We start from the raw sequence: 14,483 nt of genomic DNA on the forward strand, positions 1-14,483 counted from the left end.
GACGGGCCTCCGGCCTGCGAAAACGAGTATCACCCCGGCAGCTCCGGTCGTTAGCGTCGCGCCATGGAGCTGGAGTTCTTCGACACCCCACGACCCTTCCTCGACGCGGCCGGCGGGCTGCTCGCCCAGGACCCGGTCCTCGGCAGCGTGATCGCCAGCGTGAGCGAGCGGACCGCCCGCGAGCTGGCCGACGGCCACGACTCCTGGGCCGGGGTGGACGCCCCCTTCGCCCGCTGGTGGGTCGCCGTGCGCGACGACGCCGGGACGGTGGTCTCGGCCGCCATGCGCACCGCCCCCTTCCGGCCGCACCCGACCTTCGCGATGCCGATGGACGAGGAGGCCGCCCGGGCGCTGGCCGCGGCGCTGCACGAGCGCGGGGAGCTCCTCGGCGGGGCCAACGGAGCCCTTCCCGGCGCCGCCACACTGGCGCGGGAGACGGCCCGGCTGGCCGGGGGAGAGGTGGTCACCGACAAGGCGACCCGGCTGTGGGAGGCCACCTCGGTCGAGGTGCCGCCCGCGCCGGAGGGCCGGCTGCGGCAGGCCACCGAGGACGACGCCGAGCTGGTGCTGTCGTGGTTCGAGGCGTTCCACGCCGAGGCTGACGCGCAGGCCGGCCGCGAGCCCGACCCCACCTCGGGGGAGCACAACACGCTCGACAGCGTCCTGGTCCGGATCCGCGAGGGCGTCGAGTGGCTGTGGGAGCTCCCGGGCGGGACCGTCGCCCACCTCAGCGGCGCGGGGCTGCCGTCGTACGGCGTCTCCCGGATCGGGCCGGTCTTCACGCCCCGCGAGCACCGCGGGCACGGCATCGCGTCCCACGTCGTCGGCGAGCTCACCCGCCGGGGCCTCGAGGCCGGGCACCGGATGTGCCTGTTCACCGACCTGGCCAACCCGACGTCCAACAAGATCTACAGCGGCCTCGGCTACGCCCCGGTGGTCGACATGGCCGAGCACGTCGTGCGGATCTGAGCCCTCGGGCGCGCGGCCCTAGACTCGGGGCGAGATGACTGACCCCCACGCCCCGCCCCACGCAGCCCCCGCCGACGCCCCGCGGCTCGCCCAGACCTTCGACGAGGTCGAGGACGCGCTGCTGTCGCGCTGGCCCGAGACCCGACTCGAGCCGAGCCTGGACCGCATCCAGGCGTTCACCGAGCTCCTCGGCGAGCCCCAGCGCAGCTTCCGTGCGGTGCACCTGACCGGCACGAACGGCAAGACCAGCACCAGCCGGATGATCGAGACGCTCCTGCGGGCCCTCGACCTGCGCACCGGTCGCTTCACCTCCCCGCACCTGGAGCGGATGAGCGAGCGGATCAGCATCGACGGCGAGCCCCTCGACGACGAGGCCTTCGTGCGGGCCTTCAACGAGGTCGCCCCCTACACCCACCTCGTCGACGCCGACCAGGACCACCCGCTCAGCTTCTTCGAGACCATCGTCGCGATGGCCTTCGCCGCCTTCGCCGACGCGCCCGTCGACGTCGCGGTGGTCGAGGTCGGGATGGGTGGCAGCTGGGACGCCACCAACGTCGTCGACGCCGACGTGGCCGTCGTGCTCCCGGTGGCGGTCGACCACGCCAAGTACCTCGGCGACGACCCCGTCGCCATCGCACGCGAGAAGGCCGGGATCATCAAGCCCGGCTCGGTCGCCGTGCTCGCCGAGCAGACCCCCGAGGTCGCCGCCGTCCTCCTCGAGCGCGCGGCCGAGGTCGGCGCGACCGTCGCCCGCGAGGGCGTCGAGTTCGGCGTCCTGTCCCGCACGCCCGCCGTCGGCGGCCAGATGGTGTCGTTGCAGGGCCTGCGGGGGGCGTACGACGACGTGTTCCTGCCGCTCTACGGCGCCCACCAGGCGCAGAACGCCGCCGTCGCCCTGGCCGCGGTCGAGGCCTTCGCCGGCAGCGGTGAGCTCGACGAGGACCTGGTCCGCGCCGCGTTCGCCGAGGTGACCTCCCCGGGCCGACTGGAGATCATCCGACGCAGCCCCACCATCGTCCTCGACGCCGCCCACAACCCCCACGGCGCCGAGGCCCTCGCCGCCGCGCTGGAGGACTCGTTCGCCTTCAGCCCGCTGGTCGGCGTGATGGGCGTGATGGAGGACAAGGACCACGAGGGACTGCTGAACGTGCTGGAGCCGCACCTCGCCTACCTGGTCTGCACGCAGAACTCGACCCCGCGCTCGATGTCGGCCGCAGCGCTCGGCAGGGCCGCGGTCGAGGTCTTCGGCGAGGACCGGGTCAGCGTGGTGCCTGACCTGTCCGACGCCATCGAGCGCGGCGCCACCCTCGCCGAGGCGGGGGAGGCGATCGATGTCTCGATCGGCTCCGGCGCCGTGCTCGTCACGGGGTCGGTGGTCACGGTCGGCGAGGCGCGCAGCCTGCTGAAGGGACGACGATGAGCGACACCGCACCCGACACCGCACCGGACTCCGCGCCCGACCCTGCCACCACGCAGCGCTCACCGCGGCGCGGCATGTGCGCGGCGGTCCTCAGCCTCGAGGCGATCACCCTCGGGCTGACCACGCCCGTGATGATCACCATCGCCGGCGTCGCCGCCGGCACCGCGGTCACCATCGGCCTCGGCCTCGCCGTGGTGTGCCTGCTGCTGGCCGGGATGCTGCGCGCCGAGTGGGCCTACCTCGCCGGCTACGCCGTCCAGGTCGGCGCGATCGCGCTGGGCTTCGTGGTGCCGGTGATGTTCGGCCTCGGTCTCGTCTTCGCCATGCTCTGGGCCGCCGCCGACGGTCTGGGCCGCAAGATCGAGCGCGAGCGCGCCGCGGCGTGGGCGGCGTACCGCGCCGAGCAGGGCTAGCCCCCACCCGTCGGCCCGGCCTCGCTAGGCTGCGGCCATGACCGACGTCCAGCGCTCCCTCGTCCTCGTCAAGCCCGATGGCGTACGCCGTGGCCTCTCGGGCGAGGTCCTCCGCCGGATCGAGGCCAAGGGCTACACGCTCGCGGCCGTCGAGCTCCGCACCGCGACCCCCGAGATCCTCGCCGAGCACTACGCCGAGCACGAGGGCAAGCCGTTCTACGCCCCGCTCGTGGAGTTCATGCTCTCCGGGCCGGTCCTCGCCATCGTCATCGAGGGTGAGCGCTGCATCGAGGGCTTCCGCTCCCTCGCCGGTGCCACCGACCCGACCGTCGCCGCCCCCGGCACGATCCGCGGCGACCTCGGCCGCGACTGGGGCGTGGCGGTCCAGCAGAACCTCGTGCACGGCTCCGACTCCCCGGAGTCGGCGGCGCGCGAGATCGGGATCTGGTTTCCCGAGCTCACGGACTGACGCGAGCTCGCTCGCGGTCAGCCCGTGAGCGAGGCATCTTTCACCTGAGTCCCACCTGCCCCGCGCGTGTCCTGCCGGGAACGGGCGACGCTGCTCCTTAACCTGAGTCAGGGTCGGCGGGAGGGCTGCTGACCCCTCTTCCCGGCACGACCGACCCGAGGGCACAGCGGCATGGCACTGAACAGAAGGACCGGCGGCCTCATCGGCCGCGACATGGCCGTCGACCTCGGCACGGCCAACACGCTGGTCTACGTCCGCGGCAAGGGCATCGTGCTCGACGAGCCGTCGGTCGTCGCGATGAACACCACGACGGGCGAGGTCCTCGCCGTCGGCCACGAGGCCAAGCGGATGATCGGGCGCACCCCTGACAACATCGCCGCCATCCGCCCCCTCAAGGACGGCGTCATCGCCGACTTCGAGGCGACCGAGCAGATGCTGCGCTACTTCATCCACCAGGTGCACCGTCGCCGCTACTTCGCCAAGCCCCGCATGGTCATCTGCGTGCCCAGCGGCATCACCGCCGTCGAGCAGCGCGCGGTCAAGGAGGCCGGCTACCAGGCCGGCGCCCGCAAGGTCTACATCGTCGAGGAGCCGATGGCTGCCGCGATCGGCGCCGGGCTCCCGGTCCACGAGGCGACCGGCAACATGGTCGTCGACGTCGGTGGCGGCACCACCGAGGTGGCCGTGATCAGCCTCGGCGGCATCGTCACCAGCCTCTCGGTGCGCACGGCGGGCGACGACCTCGACCAGGCGATCATCGCGTGGATGAAGAAGGAGTACTCCCTCATGCTGGGGGAGCGCACCGCCGAGGAGATGAAGATGACCCTCGGGTCGGCCTTCCCGCTCCCCACCGAGCCCGATGCCGAGATCCGCGGCCGCGACATGGTCTCCGGCCTGCCGCGCACCGTCGTCGTCTCCAGCTCCGAGCTGCGCCAGGCGCTCGAGGAGCCGCTGCACAACATCATCGACGCCGTCCGCGCCACCCTCGACCAGACGCCGCCCGAGCTGGCCGGCGACATCATGGACCGCGGGATCGTGCTCACCGGCGGAGGTGCGATGCTCCGCGGCCTCGACGAGCGGCTGCGCCACGAGACCGGCATGCCCGTCCACGTCGCCGAGGACCCGCTCTCGTCGGTCGCCTACGGCGCCGGCAAGTGCGTGGAGGAGTTCGAGGCGCTCCAGCAGGTGCTCGTGTCGGACCCGAGGCGCTTCTGATGGCTGCCTGGGGGGGACACGACGGCCGGGAGCGCCGCTGGAAGGGCCTCGACCGGCTCGAGTCGCGCAACCGCGCCCCGCGCTCGCTGCTGGTCGCCCTCGTGCTGGCCAGCATCACGCTCATCACGCTCGACGTCTCGGGCGGCGGCGACTCGCCGCTGGAGCCGGCTCGCCGCGTGGTCGGGGAGGCCCTCGGCCCCGCCGAGTCCGCCGCAGCCACCGCCGTACGCCCCTTCACCGCGGTGCCGGACTGGTTCCGCAGCAAGGGCGACCTCGCCGAGGAGGTGCGCGAGCTGGAGGCCAGCAACGCCGAGCTCCGCGGCCAGGTCGAGCTGGCCGGTTTCGACCGCAACCGCCTCGAGCAGTACGACGGCCTCACCGCCGCCGCGGCCGACCTGGGCTCGGCCCTCGTCCCGGCCCGCGTCGTGGCGATGGGGCCGCGCCAGTCGCAGAGCCTCACCGTCACCATCGACGCCGGCTCGGCCGCCGGGCTCGGCCCGGACATGACGGTCGTCAACGACGACGGCCTCGTCGGCCGGGTGCTCCGGGTCACCCGCAGCACCGCGACCGTGCTCCTGGTCATCGACCCCGACTCCACGGTCGGCGGTCGCGTCGGCTCGAGCATGGAGATCGGCTTCGTCACCGGGAGCGGCTCGCTGGACCAGGAGACCGGGCTCGACCTGCGCCTGGTCGACGACGCCTCCGTCCCGGCCCGCGGCGACACGGTCGTGACGTGGGGGAGCACCACCGGCCCCTACGCGCCCGGCGTGCCGATCGGCACGATCACCGACGTCTACAGCTCGCTTCGCGAGGCGTCGCAGCGCGCGGTCGTCAAGCCCTTCGTCGACTTCTCCGCCCTCGACGTGGTGGGCGTGATGGTGCCCAGCGGCTCCGAGAGCGACCGCGCCGTCATCGAGGCGGACGGGAGCCTGCGATGACCCAGCTGCGCTGGCTCGCCGCGCTCGGCGCGGTGCTCCTCGCCCTCGTCGTGCAGGTCTCCCTCTTCCCGCACCTGGCGTGGCACGGGATCGTGCCCAACCTCTGCCTGCTGGTCGTGGTCGCGGCGGCGCTGACCGTCGAGGCGCCGTTCGCGCTGGTCCTCGGCTTCACCGCCGGCCTCGTGCTCGACCTCGCCCCGCCGGCCGACCACGTCGCCGGGCGGTGGGCGCTGGCCCTGACCATCGCCGCCTTCCTCGCCGCGCGCGTGCGCCAGGACGTACGCCCCAGCGCGCTCGACGTGGTGGGCACCGTCGCGGCCGCGTCCTTCGCCGCCACGTCGATCTTCGCCCTCTCCGGGATCCTGCTCGACGACCCGGCGATGTCGGTCGCGGGGCTGCTCGAGGTCGTGCTGGTCGCCCTCGTGTGGGACGTGCTGCTCACGCCCTTCGTGCTGCCGCCGCTGATGAAGCTCTTCTCCCGCCTCGGTCCCCAGTGGGCGACCACGTGAGCCCGTCGAGCCAGCGCAGCCGGCTGCGCCTCGTCGTGGTGCAGGTGCTGGCCTTCTCGCTGTTCGCCACGCTCTTCGTCCGGCTCTACTACCTCCAGGTCATCGGCGGCGAGTCCTACCAGGCCCAGGCCGCCGACCAGTCGGTGCGCGACATCGTCGTCCAGCCGCAGCGTGGCCTCATCGTCGACAGCCAGGGCCGCCCGCTCGTGGCCAACCGGACCTCGTGGGTGATCTCGCTCGACCGGACCCTGCTCGGCAAGCTCGAGGAGCGCCAGCGCACCGAGCTGGTGCGCCGCGTGGCCGTCGCCGTGGAGACCGACCCCGCGGACGTGGAGGCGAGCCTGCTCACATGCGGGGACCCCGGCAGCGTGCCCGAGGTGTGCTGGAACGGCTCGCCCTACCAGCCCGTCCCGGTCGCGACCGACGTCTCCAAGGACGTGGCGCTGCGGGTGCTCGAGCAGCCCGAGGACTACCCGGGCGTCCTCGCCGAGCAGCAGAGCGTGCGGTCCTACCCGCGCCCCTTCGGGATCAACCTCGCCCACGTCCTGGGCTACCTCAGCCCCGTCACCGAGGACGAGTACGACCTCGCCGCCGAGCGCGACGACCGCTCGCTCAACGGCGCCTCCGTCGTCGGGCGCGCCGGTGTCGAGAAGCAGTACGACGAGTGGTTGCGCGGCCTGCCCGGCTACCGCCGCGTCGCGGTCGACTCGATGGGCCGCGTGCTGGGCGACGACTCGATCGTCGAGAGCACCCCCGGCGACACCCTCGTCACCTCGATCGACGCGAAGGTGCAGTCGGTCGTGGAGCGCCAGCTCGCGGAGCGGATCGCCTTCCAGCGCACCCAGCTCGACTCGGTGACCGGGCGGAAGTTCGCCGCGGACTCCGGTGCCGCGGTGGTCCTCGACGCGAAGACCGGTCGGGTCATCGCGATGGCCAGCCAGCCGACGTACGACCCCGACGTGTGGACCGGCGGCATCAGCGAGTCCCAGCTCGCCCGTCTCTACTCCGAGGAGGCCGGCACCCCGCTGCTCTCGCGCGTCACGCAGGGCCAGTTCGCCCCCGGCTCGACGTGGAAGCCCTTCATGACCGCCGGCGCGCTGACCAACGGCTACGCGATGGACACCTCGCTCCCGTGCTCCTCGGGCTTCCAGGTCGGCAACCGGGTCTTCAAGAACTACGAGTCCGGCGCCTACGGCAACATCGGCTTCGCCAAGGCGCTCGAGGTCTCCTGCAACACGTTCTTCTACCGCATCGGATACGACTTCTGGCAGCGCTACGGCAGCGACCCCGCCGACATCGGCGCGCGCGACCCGCTGGTGGAGGAGGCCAAGGAGTTCGGCTTCGGCTCCCGCACCGGGATCGACCTGCCCGGCGAGGCGCCCGGCCGCATCGCCGACCGACACTGGAAGCAGGACTACTACGAGTCGCAGAAGGACTACTACTGCGAGCTCAGCAGCAAGCCGCAGACCGACGACACCAGCGACTTCGTCTACAAGTTCGCTCGCGAGTTCTGCCTCGAGGGCAACCTCTACCGCGCCGGCGACGCCGTGAACTTCTCCATCGGCCAGGGCGACACGATCGTCACCCCGCTGCAGCTCGCCCGCGCCTACGGCGCGCTGAGCAACGGCGGCATCCTCTGGGAGCCGACCGTCGCCAAGGCGATCGTCAGCCCCGAGGGCGAGGTGCTGCGCCGCATCGCGCCGCGCAAGTCCGGTCGCGTCGACGTCCCGCAGAAGTACCTCGACTACATCGACGGTGCCCTCGAGAGCGTCTCGCGCGTCGGCACGATGGCGTGGAAGCTCGGAGGCTTCCCCATCGACGAGGTCACGATCCGCGCCAAGACCGGCTCCGCGGAGGTCTACGGCAAGCAGTCGACCGGCTGGGTCGCGTCCTACTCCGAGGACTACGTCGTGGTCATGATGATCAGCCAGGGCGGCACCGGGTCGGGCTCCACCGGCGACGGCATCCGCGCGATCTGGGAGGCGCTCTACGGCATCGAGGGCGAGACCGTGCGGCCCGCCCGCGCCGCCACCCCCGGGACCGTGCCGCCCGCCCGGCTGCCGCAGTTCCTCGACGACGGCTCGATCATGCCGCCGGCCGTGAAGCCGTGAGCAGGGAGTGACACCGTGACCGTCCTGACCAACCGTCCCGCCACGCGTCCCGGGCGCCTGGGCCCGTCCTCGGGGATGCGGGCCCCCGGCCTCGACTGGCTGCTGCTGGGCGCCGCCCTGGCCCTCGTCACGCTGGGCACGCTGCTCGTCTGGTCCGCCACCACCACGCGCGCGGACCTCACCGACGGCGACCCCGACGCCTACCTGCGCAAGCAGCTCGTCAACGTCGCGATCGGGCTGGTGCTGATGGTGGCCGTCGTGGCCACCGACCACCGCTGGGTGCGCATCCTCGCGCCCCTGGCGTACGTCGCCAGCGTGGGCGGCCTCGTGATGGTGCTGGTCGCCGGCTCGACCATCAACGGCTCGCGCTCGTGGCTCCAGGTCGGCGGCATGTCGATCCAGCCCTCGGAGTTCGCCAAGCTCGCCGTGGTCATCGGCATGGCCCTCGTCGTCGCCGAGCGCACCGAGCGTCGCTGGGGCCGCGGCGTGGGCAGCCTCGAGGTGGTGGCGATGCTCGCCATCGCCGGGATCCCGGCCGTCCTGATCCTGCTCCAGCCCGACCTCGGCACCATGCTCGTGCTCACCGCCACCGTCTTCGGGGTCCTCGCCGTGGCCGGCGCCTCCCGGCGCTGGCTGGTCGGCCTCACCCTCGCCGGGGCCGGAGGAGCGATCGCCGCGGTCTCGATGGGGGTGCTCAAGCCCTACCAGGTCGACCGCTTCCTGGCCTTCACGGACCCGACGCTCGACCCGCGCGGCGCCGGCTACAACACCGAGCAGGCCCGCATCGCCGTCGGCAACGGCGGCCTGTTCGGGCAGGGGCTCTTCGACGGCTCGCAGACCCGGTCGGGCTTCGTGCCCGAGCAGCACACCGACTTCATCTTCACCGTCGCCGGAGAGGAGCTCGGCCTGGTCGGTGCGGGGATCCTGATCCTGCTGCTGGCGGTCGTCATCTGGCGCGCGCTCGCGATCTCGGCGCAGGCCGGCGACCTCTTCGGCCGCGTGGCCGCGGCCGGCATCGCCTGCTGGTGGGGCTTCCAGGGCTTCCAGAACATCGGCATGTGCCTGGGCATTATGCCCGTCACGGGCGTGCCGCTGCCGTTCGTCTCCTACGGCGGCAGCTCCCTCTTCGCCGGCATGCTGGCCCTCGGGCTGCTGCAGAACATCCACCTGCGCTCGGCCGGCGCGGTGCCGACCCGGCTGCTCCCCGCACCCCGCTGAGTAGGCCGCGCCGGGCGCGGCGACGTACCCTTGCCGACTGAGGCGACGTGCCGTCCTGCGGCGGCGCTCGCACCCTGCCTCCCTGTTCCCCATCCCCGATCGAGGTGTTCCCGAGCATGTCAGTCGCGTCGGTCTTCCCGCGCCTGGAGGGCAAGCTGCCGTCGGTGCAGAAGCCCATCCAGTACGTCGGCGGCGAGCTCAACTCCGTCGTCAAGGACTGGGACTGCGCCGCCAGCTCCGAGACGGGCGGCCCCACCGTGCGGTGGGCGCTGATGTACCCCGACGCCTACGAGGTCGGCCTGCCCAACCAGGGCGTGCAGATCCTCTACGAGGTGCTCAACGAGCGCGACTGGATCCTCGCCGAGCGCACCTACTCGGTGTGGCCCGACATGGAGCAGGTGATGCGCACCGGTGACGAGCAGGGCCCGATCCCGCAGTTCACCGTGGACAGCCACCGTCCCGTCGGTGCCTTCGACCTGTTCGGCCTGAGCTTCTCCACCGAGCTCGGCTACACCAACATGCTCAACGCCCTCGACCTCGCCGGCATCCCGCTGCACGCCGCCGACCGGACCGAGGACGACCCCGTCGTCATCGCCGGCGGCCACGCCGCCTTCAACCCCGAGCCGATCGCCGACTTCGTCGACGCCGCGGTGCTCGGCGACGGCGAGGAGGTCGTGCTCGCGATCTCCGACGTCGTGCGCGAGTGGAAGTCCGAGGACCGTCCCGGCGGTCGCGAGGAGCTGCTGCGCCGCCTCGCGGTGACCGGCAACATCTACGTCCCGCGCTTCTACGACGTCGCCTACGCCGCCGACGGCTCGATCGAGGCCGTGGTGCCCAACCGCCCGGGCATCCCGTTCCGGGTGCGCAAGCACACGCTGATGGACCTCGACCAGTGGCCCTACCCGGCCAACCCGCTCGTGCCGCTGGCCGAGACCGTGCACGAGCGCTTCTCGGTCGAGATCTTCCGCGGCTGCACCCGCGGCTGCCGCTTCTGCCAGGCCGGCATGATCACCCGCCCGGTGCGCGAGCGCTCCATCGAGACCATCGGCGCGATGGTCGAGAACGGCATCCGCAAGTCCGGCTTCGAGGAGGTCGGCCTGCTGTCGCTGTCCAGCGCCGACCACACCGAGATCGGGGAGGTCGCCAAGGACCTCGCCGACCGCTACGAGGGCACCAACGTCTCCCTGTCGCTGCCCAGCACGCGTGTCGACGCCTTCAACATCACCCTCGCCAACGAGTTCTCCCGCAATGGTCGCCGCTCGGGCCTGACGTTCGCGCCCGAGGGCGGCTCGGAGCGGATGCGCAAGGTCATCAACAAGATGGTCAGCGAGGAGGACCTGATCCGCACGGTCGCGGCGGCGTACTCCCACGGCTGGCGCCAGGTGAAGCTCTACTTCATGGTCGGCCTGCCCACCGAGACCGACGAGGACGTGCTGCAGGTCGCCGAGCTCGCCAAGCGCGTGATCGCCACCGGCCGCGAGGTCTCGGGCCGCAACGACATCCGCTGCACCGTCTCGATCGGCGGCTTCGTGCCCAAGCCGCACACGCCCTTCCAGTGGGCGGCACAGCTCGACCACGAGGCGACCGACGCGCGGCTGAAGAAGCTGCGCGACACCGTGCGCGACGACAAGTTGTTCGCCCGCGCCATCGGCTTCCGCTACCACGACGGCAAGCCCGGCATCGTCGAGGGACTGCTCTCGCGCGGCGACCGCCGCGTCGGGCGGGTCATCGAGGAGGTCTGGCGCGACGGCGGCCGCTTCGACGGCTGGAGCGAGCACTTCTCCTACGACCGCTGGATGGAGGCCGCCGGACGCGGTCTCGCCGGCACGGGCGTCGACGTCGACTGGTACACCACCCGCGAGCGCGACTACGACGAGGTGCTGCCCTGGGAGCACCTCGACTCCGGCCTCGACAAGGACTGGCTGTGGGGTGACTGGGAGGACGCCCTCGCGGCCGCCGACGGCGCCGACATCGAGATCGAGGACTGCCGCTGGACCCCGTGCTACGACTGCGGGGTCTGCCCGGAGATGGGCACCGAGATCCAGGTCGGCCCCACGGGCCAGAGGCTGCTTCCGCTCTCGGTGGTCTGACGCCGCGCACCGGCATCGTGCCGACCGGCTGACCCGCCCCGTTGGGATAGCCTGACGCGCGCACGCAGCAGGCCCGCGCACACACGCGCAGCACCACGGAGGAGACAGGGTGACCCAGGACGCGACGCCGCCGACCGGCGACGGGAGCGAGCTCGAGCGGCTCCGCGAGGAGGTCGCCGAGGCCCGGCACCACCTGCTCACCGTGCAGGACCACATCGTGGGCCTCGAGGCCGAGAACGGCCGCCTCAACCGCGACCTCATCCGCGTCACCGCCGAGCTGCGCCAGCTGCGCAAGCGCGTGAAGAACCTCACCGGCCAGCGCGACGACCTGCGCACGAAGCTCCAGGACGTCCGCACCCGCCTGGAGCGCAACCGCGCCCGGGTCGCGCAGCTCGAGGGCTCCCGCAGCGGCGGCGGCCCGTCGCTGGCCCGCCGCGCCGCGCGTCGGGTGCGGAGCGCCCTGCGGTGAGCCCGCGCCGCAGCGCCACCCCGCGCTTCTCGATCGTCACGCCCGTCTACGACCCGCCGATCGACGTGCTCAAGGAGTGCATCGAGTCGGTCCTCGCCCAGGACTTCCAGGACTGGGAGCTCATCATGGTCGACGACTTCTCCACCCAGGCCGCCGTGCCGACGGTGATCGGCCACTACGCCCAGCAGGACCCGCGGATCACCCTCATCGAGCGCGACGTCAACGGCCACATCGTCGCGGCCTCCAACGACGGGGTGGACGCGGCGCGGGGCGAGTTCATCGCCCTGCTCGACCACGACGACCTCCTCGTGCCGCACGCTCTGTCGCGCGTCGTCGAGGCCATCGACCGCCACGACGACGTCGACTACCTCTACACCGACGAGGACAAGGTCACCGCGGACGGCACGACCTACGGCGCCTTCGCCAAGCCCGACTGGTCGCCCGAGCGCCTGCGCGGCCAGATGTACACCTCCCACCTCTCGGTGCTGCGCACCAGCCTGGTCCGCGAGGTCGGCGGCTTCCGCGAGGGCTTCGAGGGCTCCCAGGACCACGACCTCGTGCTGCGCGTCACCGAGCGCGCGCGCCGGGTCGTCCACGTCCCGGAGGTGCTCTACCACTGGCGCGCCGTCGAGGGCTCGACCGCGGTCGACATCGAGGCCAAGCCGTACGCCGAGACCGCCGGGATCCGCGCCGTGCAGGAGCACCTCGACCGGGTCGGCATCGACGCCGAGGCCGGCCCGGGCGCGGAGCCGGGCCGCTACGTCGTACGCCGTCGCCTCGCGCCCGAGCGCACCGTCTCCGTCGTCATCCCCACCGCCGGCCAGTCCGCCCTGGTGCGCGGCCGGCGCGCGGTGCTGGTGGTCGAGGCGGTCCGCTCGCTGCTGGAGCGCACCGACCACGACCGGGTGGAGGTCGTCGTCGTGCACGACACCCCGACGCCGCCCGCGGTGCTCGACGAGCTCCGGGCGATCGCGCGGGAGCGGCTCGTGCTGGTGCCCTTCGACCGCCCCTTCAACTTCAGCGAGAAGGTCAACGTCGGCGTCTGCCACGCCTCCGGCGACCGGCTGGTCTTCCTCAACGACGACATCGAGGCGATCTCCCAGGGCTGGCTCGAGCAGCTCGTCGCCCCGCTCGACGAGCCGGACGTGGGGCTGACCGGGGCCAAGCTCTACTTCGGCGACCAGACCGTCCAGCACGCCGGCCACGCCTACTACAACGCCGGCTACCACCACCCGTTCAAGTTCTGGACCCGCGACGAGGTCGGCCCCTTCGGCGAGCTCGTGGTCAACCGCGAGGTCACCGGGGTGACGGCCGCGTGTGCGGCGATGCGCCGTGACACGTTCTTCGCCATCGGCGGGTTCAGCGAGACGCTGCCGGGCAACTTCAACGACGTCGACCTCTGCTACAAGGTCCGCGCCGCGGGCCTGCGCACGCTCTTCATCGCCACCAGCGAGCTCCACCACTACGAGTCGCAGACCCGCGAGGCGCGCGTGCAGGAGTGGGAGCGGCTCGCGGTCGTCTCCCGCTGGGGCGTCCCCGACGAGGACGCCTTCACCCCGCGGGCCGTCGCGATGCCGAACCTGCGTCGCATCCAGCAGCTGCCCGACGAGCTGTTCTCCCAGCCCTGAGGCGGCGTCCGCTCAGCGGGAGCGGCGCCCCAGCCAGGGCTGCAGGGCCTGCGTGAGCGGCTCGGCGACGGCGTCCCACGCCCAGCGCCGGTGCGCGAGCTCGGCCGCCGGCGTGACGCGGTCGGCGTACGCCTGCGCGTCCCGCGCGAGGTCGACGGCCTCGCGCAGCGCGCCGTCCCACTCGTGCGCCTTGGCCAGCCGGCCGGTCACGCCGTCGTCGATCGCCTCGTCGAGCGAGGGGGTGTGCGAGGCCACGGTCCACGTGCCGACCGCGGCAGCCTCGAAGAACTTGAGGTCGGACTTGCAGATGTTGAACGGCGTGTGGGACAGCGGGGCGATGTTGACCTCGACCTCCGCGATCGAGCGCTGGAGCTCGACGTAGTGCATGAACTTCTGGAACTCCACGCGCTCGCGGTGCGGCTCGAGGGCGCCGAGGTCGTCGAGGTAGCCGACGATGCGCACCGACACGTCGTCGTCCTCGTCGAGCAGCCGGGCCAGCGCGGGGCTGGCGATGGCGAAGTCGCGCACGTGCGACGGCGTACCGCTGAAGTAGCCGACCGTGACCGGTCCGCTGCGCCGGAAGCCGCCGGCGACCTTGGCGTCGAGCAGCTCGCGGGAGTAGGCCTGCTGGGTGCGGTTCATGACGTTGGGCACGACGGCCGCGCCGTCCGAGACGTAGGGCGCAAGCCGGCTGGCGAGCAGCGAGTTGGTGGTCGTGGCGGCACGGCAGGCCCCGAGGGAGGCGTTGAGGCGGCCCATGTAGGCGAACCAGACGTCCCACTCGGCGTGGACGTCCTGGTCCTTGCCGAGCGAGCTCATCACCAGCTCGGCGAAGCCGACGTCGAAGACGAGGTCGTCGCAGTCGAAGACCAGGGGCACGTCGTGCGCCTCGGCCTTCTGGACTAGCTGTGATGCCCAGGCACGTTGGTCGAGAACGTGTGACGACACGATCTGATGTCGTAGATGGGTGAAGGCCTCCCGATGTGGAGTGGAACTGTCTAAGGAACCGCTTCACACCCAGGAGGCCTTCGTGT

The 14,483-nt window shown here is 72.2% G+C and carries 13 protein-coding genes; 12 read left to right on the forward strand and 1 reads right to left on the reverse strand.

Going from position 1 to position 14,483, the window contains the following annotated elements; genetic code table 11:
- Nucleotides 1-63 precede the first annotated feature (63 nt).
- From IRX98_RS20485 to IRX98_RS20540, 12 genes are all read left to right on the forward strand, one after another.
- Nucleotides 64-969 carry a GNAT family N-acetyltransferase gene (locus tag IRX98_RS20485; protein ID WP_224279942.1) on the forward strand — a complete coding sequence of 302 codons (906 nt, stop codon included), beginning with the start codon at nt 64-66 and terminating at the stop codon, nt 967-969.
- A gap of 34 nt (nt 970-1,003) precedes the next feature.
- Complete coding sequence (folC, locus tag IRX98_RS20490) at nt 1,004-2,389, forward strand: bifunctional tetrahydrofolate synthase/dihydrofolate synthase (protein WP_224279944.1); 1,386 nt, start codon at nt 1,004-1,006, stop codon at nt 2,387-2,389.
- Nucleotides 2,386-2,802 carry a DUF4233 domain-containing protein gene (locus IRX98_RS20495; RefSeq protein WP_224279946.1) on the forward strand — a complete coding sequence of 139 codons (417 nt, stop codon included), beginning with the start codon at nt 2,386-2,388 and terminating at the stop codon, nt 2,800-2,802. The genes folC and IRX98_RS20495 overlap by 4 nt, the downstream gene beginning before the upstream one ends.
- Before the next feature lie 37 nt (nt 2,803-2,839).
- Nucleotides 2,840-3,271, forward strand: a complete 432-nt coding sequence (gene ndk, locus IRX98_RS20500; protein WP_224279948.1) for a nucleoside-diphosphate kinase — start codon at nt 2,840-2,842, stop codon at nt 3,269-3,271.
- A gap of 171 nt (nt 3,272-3,442) precedes the next feature.
- Nucleotides 3,443-4,486 carry a rod shape-determining protein gene (locus IRX98_RS20505; protein ID WP_224279950.1) on the forward strand — a complete coding sequence of 348 codons (1,044 nt, stop codon included), beginning with the start codon at nt 3,443-3,445 and terminating at the stop codon, nt 4,484-4,486.
- Entirely contained in the window at nt 4,486-5,424 is a 939-nt protein-coding gene (gene mreC / locus IRX98_RS20510; protein WP_224279952.1) for a rod shape-determining protein MreC, read from the forward strand. Before IRX98_RS20505 ends, mreC begins: the two co-directional genes overlap by 1 nt.
- Complete coding sequence (gene mreD, locus IRX98_RS20515; protein WP_224279954.1) at nt 5,421-5,933, forward strand: rod shape-determining protein MreD; 513 nt, start codon at nt 5,421-5,423, stop codon at nt 5,931-5,933. Before mreC ends, mreD begins: the two co-directional genes overlap by 4 nt.
- Nucleotides 5,930-8,044 (forward strand): penicillin-binding protein 2, encoded by a 2,115-nt coding sequence (gene mrdA, locus IRX98_RS20520; RefSeq protein WP_224279956.1) that lies wholly within the window; start codon nt 5,930-5,932, stop codon nt 8,042-8,044. The genes mreD and mrdA overlap by 4 nt, the downstream gene beginning before the upstream one ends.
- 15 nt (nt 8,045-8,059) lie before the next feature.
- Entirely contained in the window at nt 8,060-9,262 is a 1,203-nt protein-coding gene (gene rodA, locus IRX98_RS20525) for a rod shape-determining protein RodA (RefSeq protein WP_224279958.1), read from the forward strand.
- Nucleotides 9,263-9,378: 116 nt separating this feature from the next.
- On the forward strand, nt 9,379-11,352 hold the full coding sequence (locus tag IRX98_RS20530; protein ID WP_224279960.1) for a TIGR03960 family B12-binding radical SAM protein: 1,974 nt from the start codon (nt 9,379-9,381) through the stop codon (nt 11,350-11,352).
- A gap of 109 nt (nt 11,353-11,461) precedes the next feature.
- The gene (locus tag IRX98_RS23675; RefSeq protein WP_224279962.1) at nt 11,462-11,821 is read left to right on the forward strand and encodes a coiled-coil domain-containing protein; all 360 of its coding nucleotides are present in this window, start codon (nt 11,462-11,464) and stop codon (nt 11,819-11,821) included.
- Nucleotides 11,818-13,449 (forward strand): glycosyltransferase family 2 protein, encoded by a 1,632-nt coding sequence (locus IRX98_RS20540; RefSeq protein ID WP_224279964.1) that lies wholly within the window; start codon nt 11,818-11,820, stop codon nt 13,447-13,449. Before IRX98_RS23675 ends, IRX98_RS20540 begins: the two co-directional genes overlap by 4 nt.
- A 12-nt stretch (nt 13,450-13,461) precedes the next feature.
- Here IRX98_RS20540 and IRX98_RS20545 read toward each other — a convergent pair whose 3' ends face one another.
- A complete protein-coding gene (locus IRX98_RS20545) occupies nt 13,462-14,328 on the reverse strand; it encodes a glycosyltransferase (protein ID WP_224279966.1) in 867 nt (288 codons plus the stop codon).
- Between the last annotated feature and the right edge of the window lie 155 nt (nt 14,329-14,483).

The sequence above is a fragment of the Nocardioides lacusdianchii genome, from assembly GCF_020102855.1.
GTDB lineage: Bacteria > Actinomycetota > Actinomycetes > Propionibacteriales > Nocardioidaceae > Nocardioides > Nocardioides lacusdianchii.

Coding starts and splice junctions, on each gene's coding strand:
- IRX98_RS20505 (WP_224279950.1), top strand. CDS start 3,443: ATGGCACTGAACAGAAGGACCGGCGGCCTCATCGGCCGCGACATGGCC.
- IRX98_RS20495 (WP_224279946.1), top strand. CDS start 2,386: ATGAGCGACACCGCACCCGACACCGCACCGGACTCCGCGCCCGACCCT.
- ndk (WP_224279948.1), top strand. CDS start 2,840: ATGACCGACGTCCAGCGCTCCCTCGTCCTCGTCAAGCCCGATGGCGTA.
- folC (WP_224279944.1), top strand. CDS start 1,004: ATGACTGACCCCCACGCCCCGCCCCACGCAGCCCCCGCCGACGCCCCG.
- IRX98_RS20530 (WP_224279960.1), top strand. CDS start 9,379: ATGTCAGTCGCGTCGGTCTTCCCGCGCCTGGAGGGCAAGCTGCCGTCG.
- IRX98_RS20485 (WP_224279942.1), top strand. CDS start 64: ATGGAGCTGGAGTTCTTCGACACCCCACGACCCTTCCTCGACGCGGCC.
- mreD (WP_224279954.1), top strand. CDS start 5,421: ATGACCCAGCTGCGCTGGCTCGCCGCGCTCGGCGCGGTGCTCCTCGCC.
- mreC (WP_224279952.1), top strand. CDS start 4,486: ATGGCTGCCTGGGGGGGACACGACGGCCGGGAGCGCCGCTGGAAGGGC.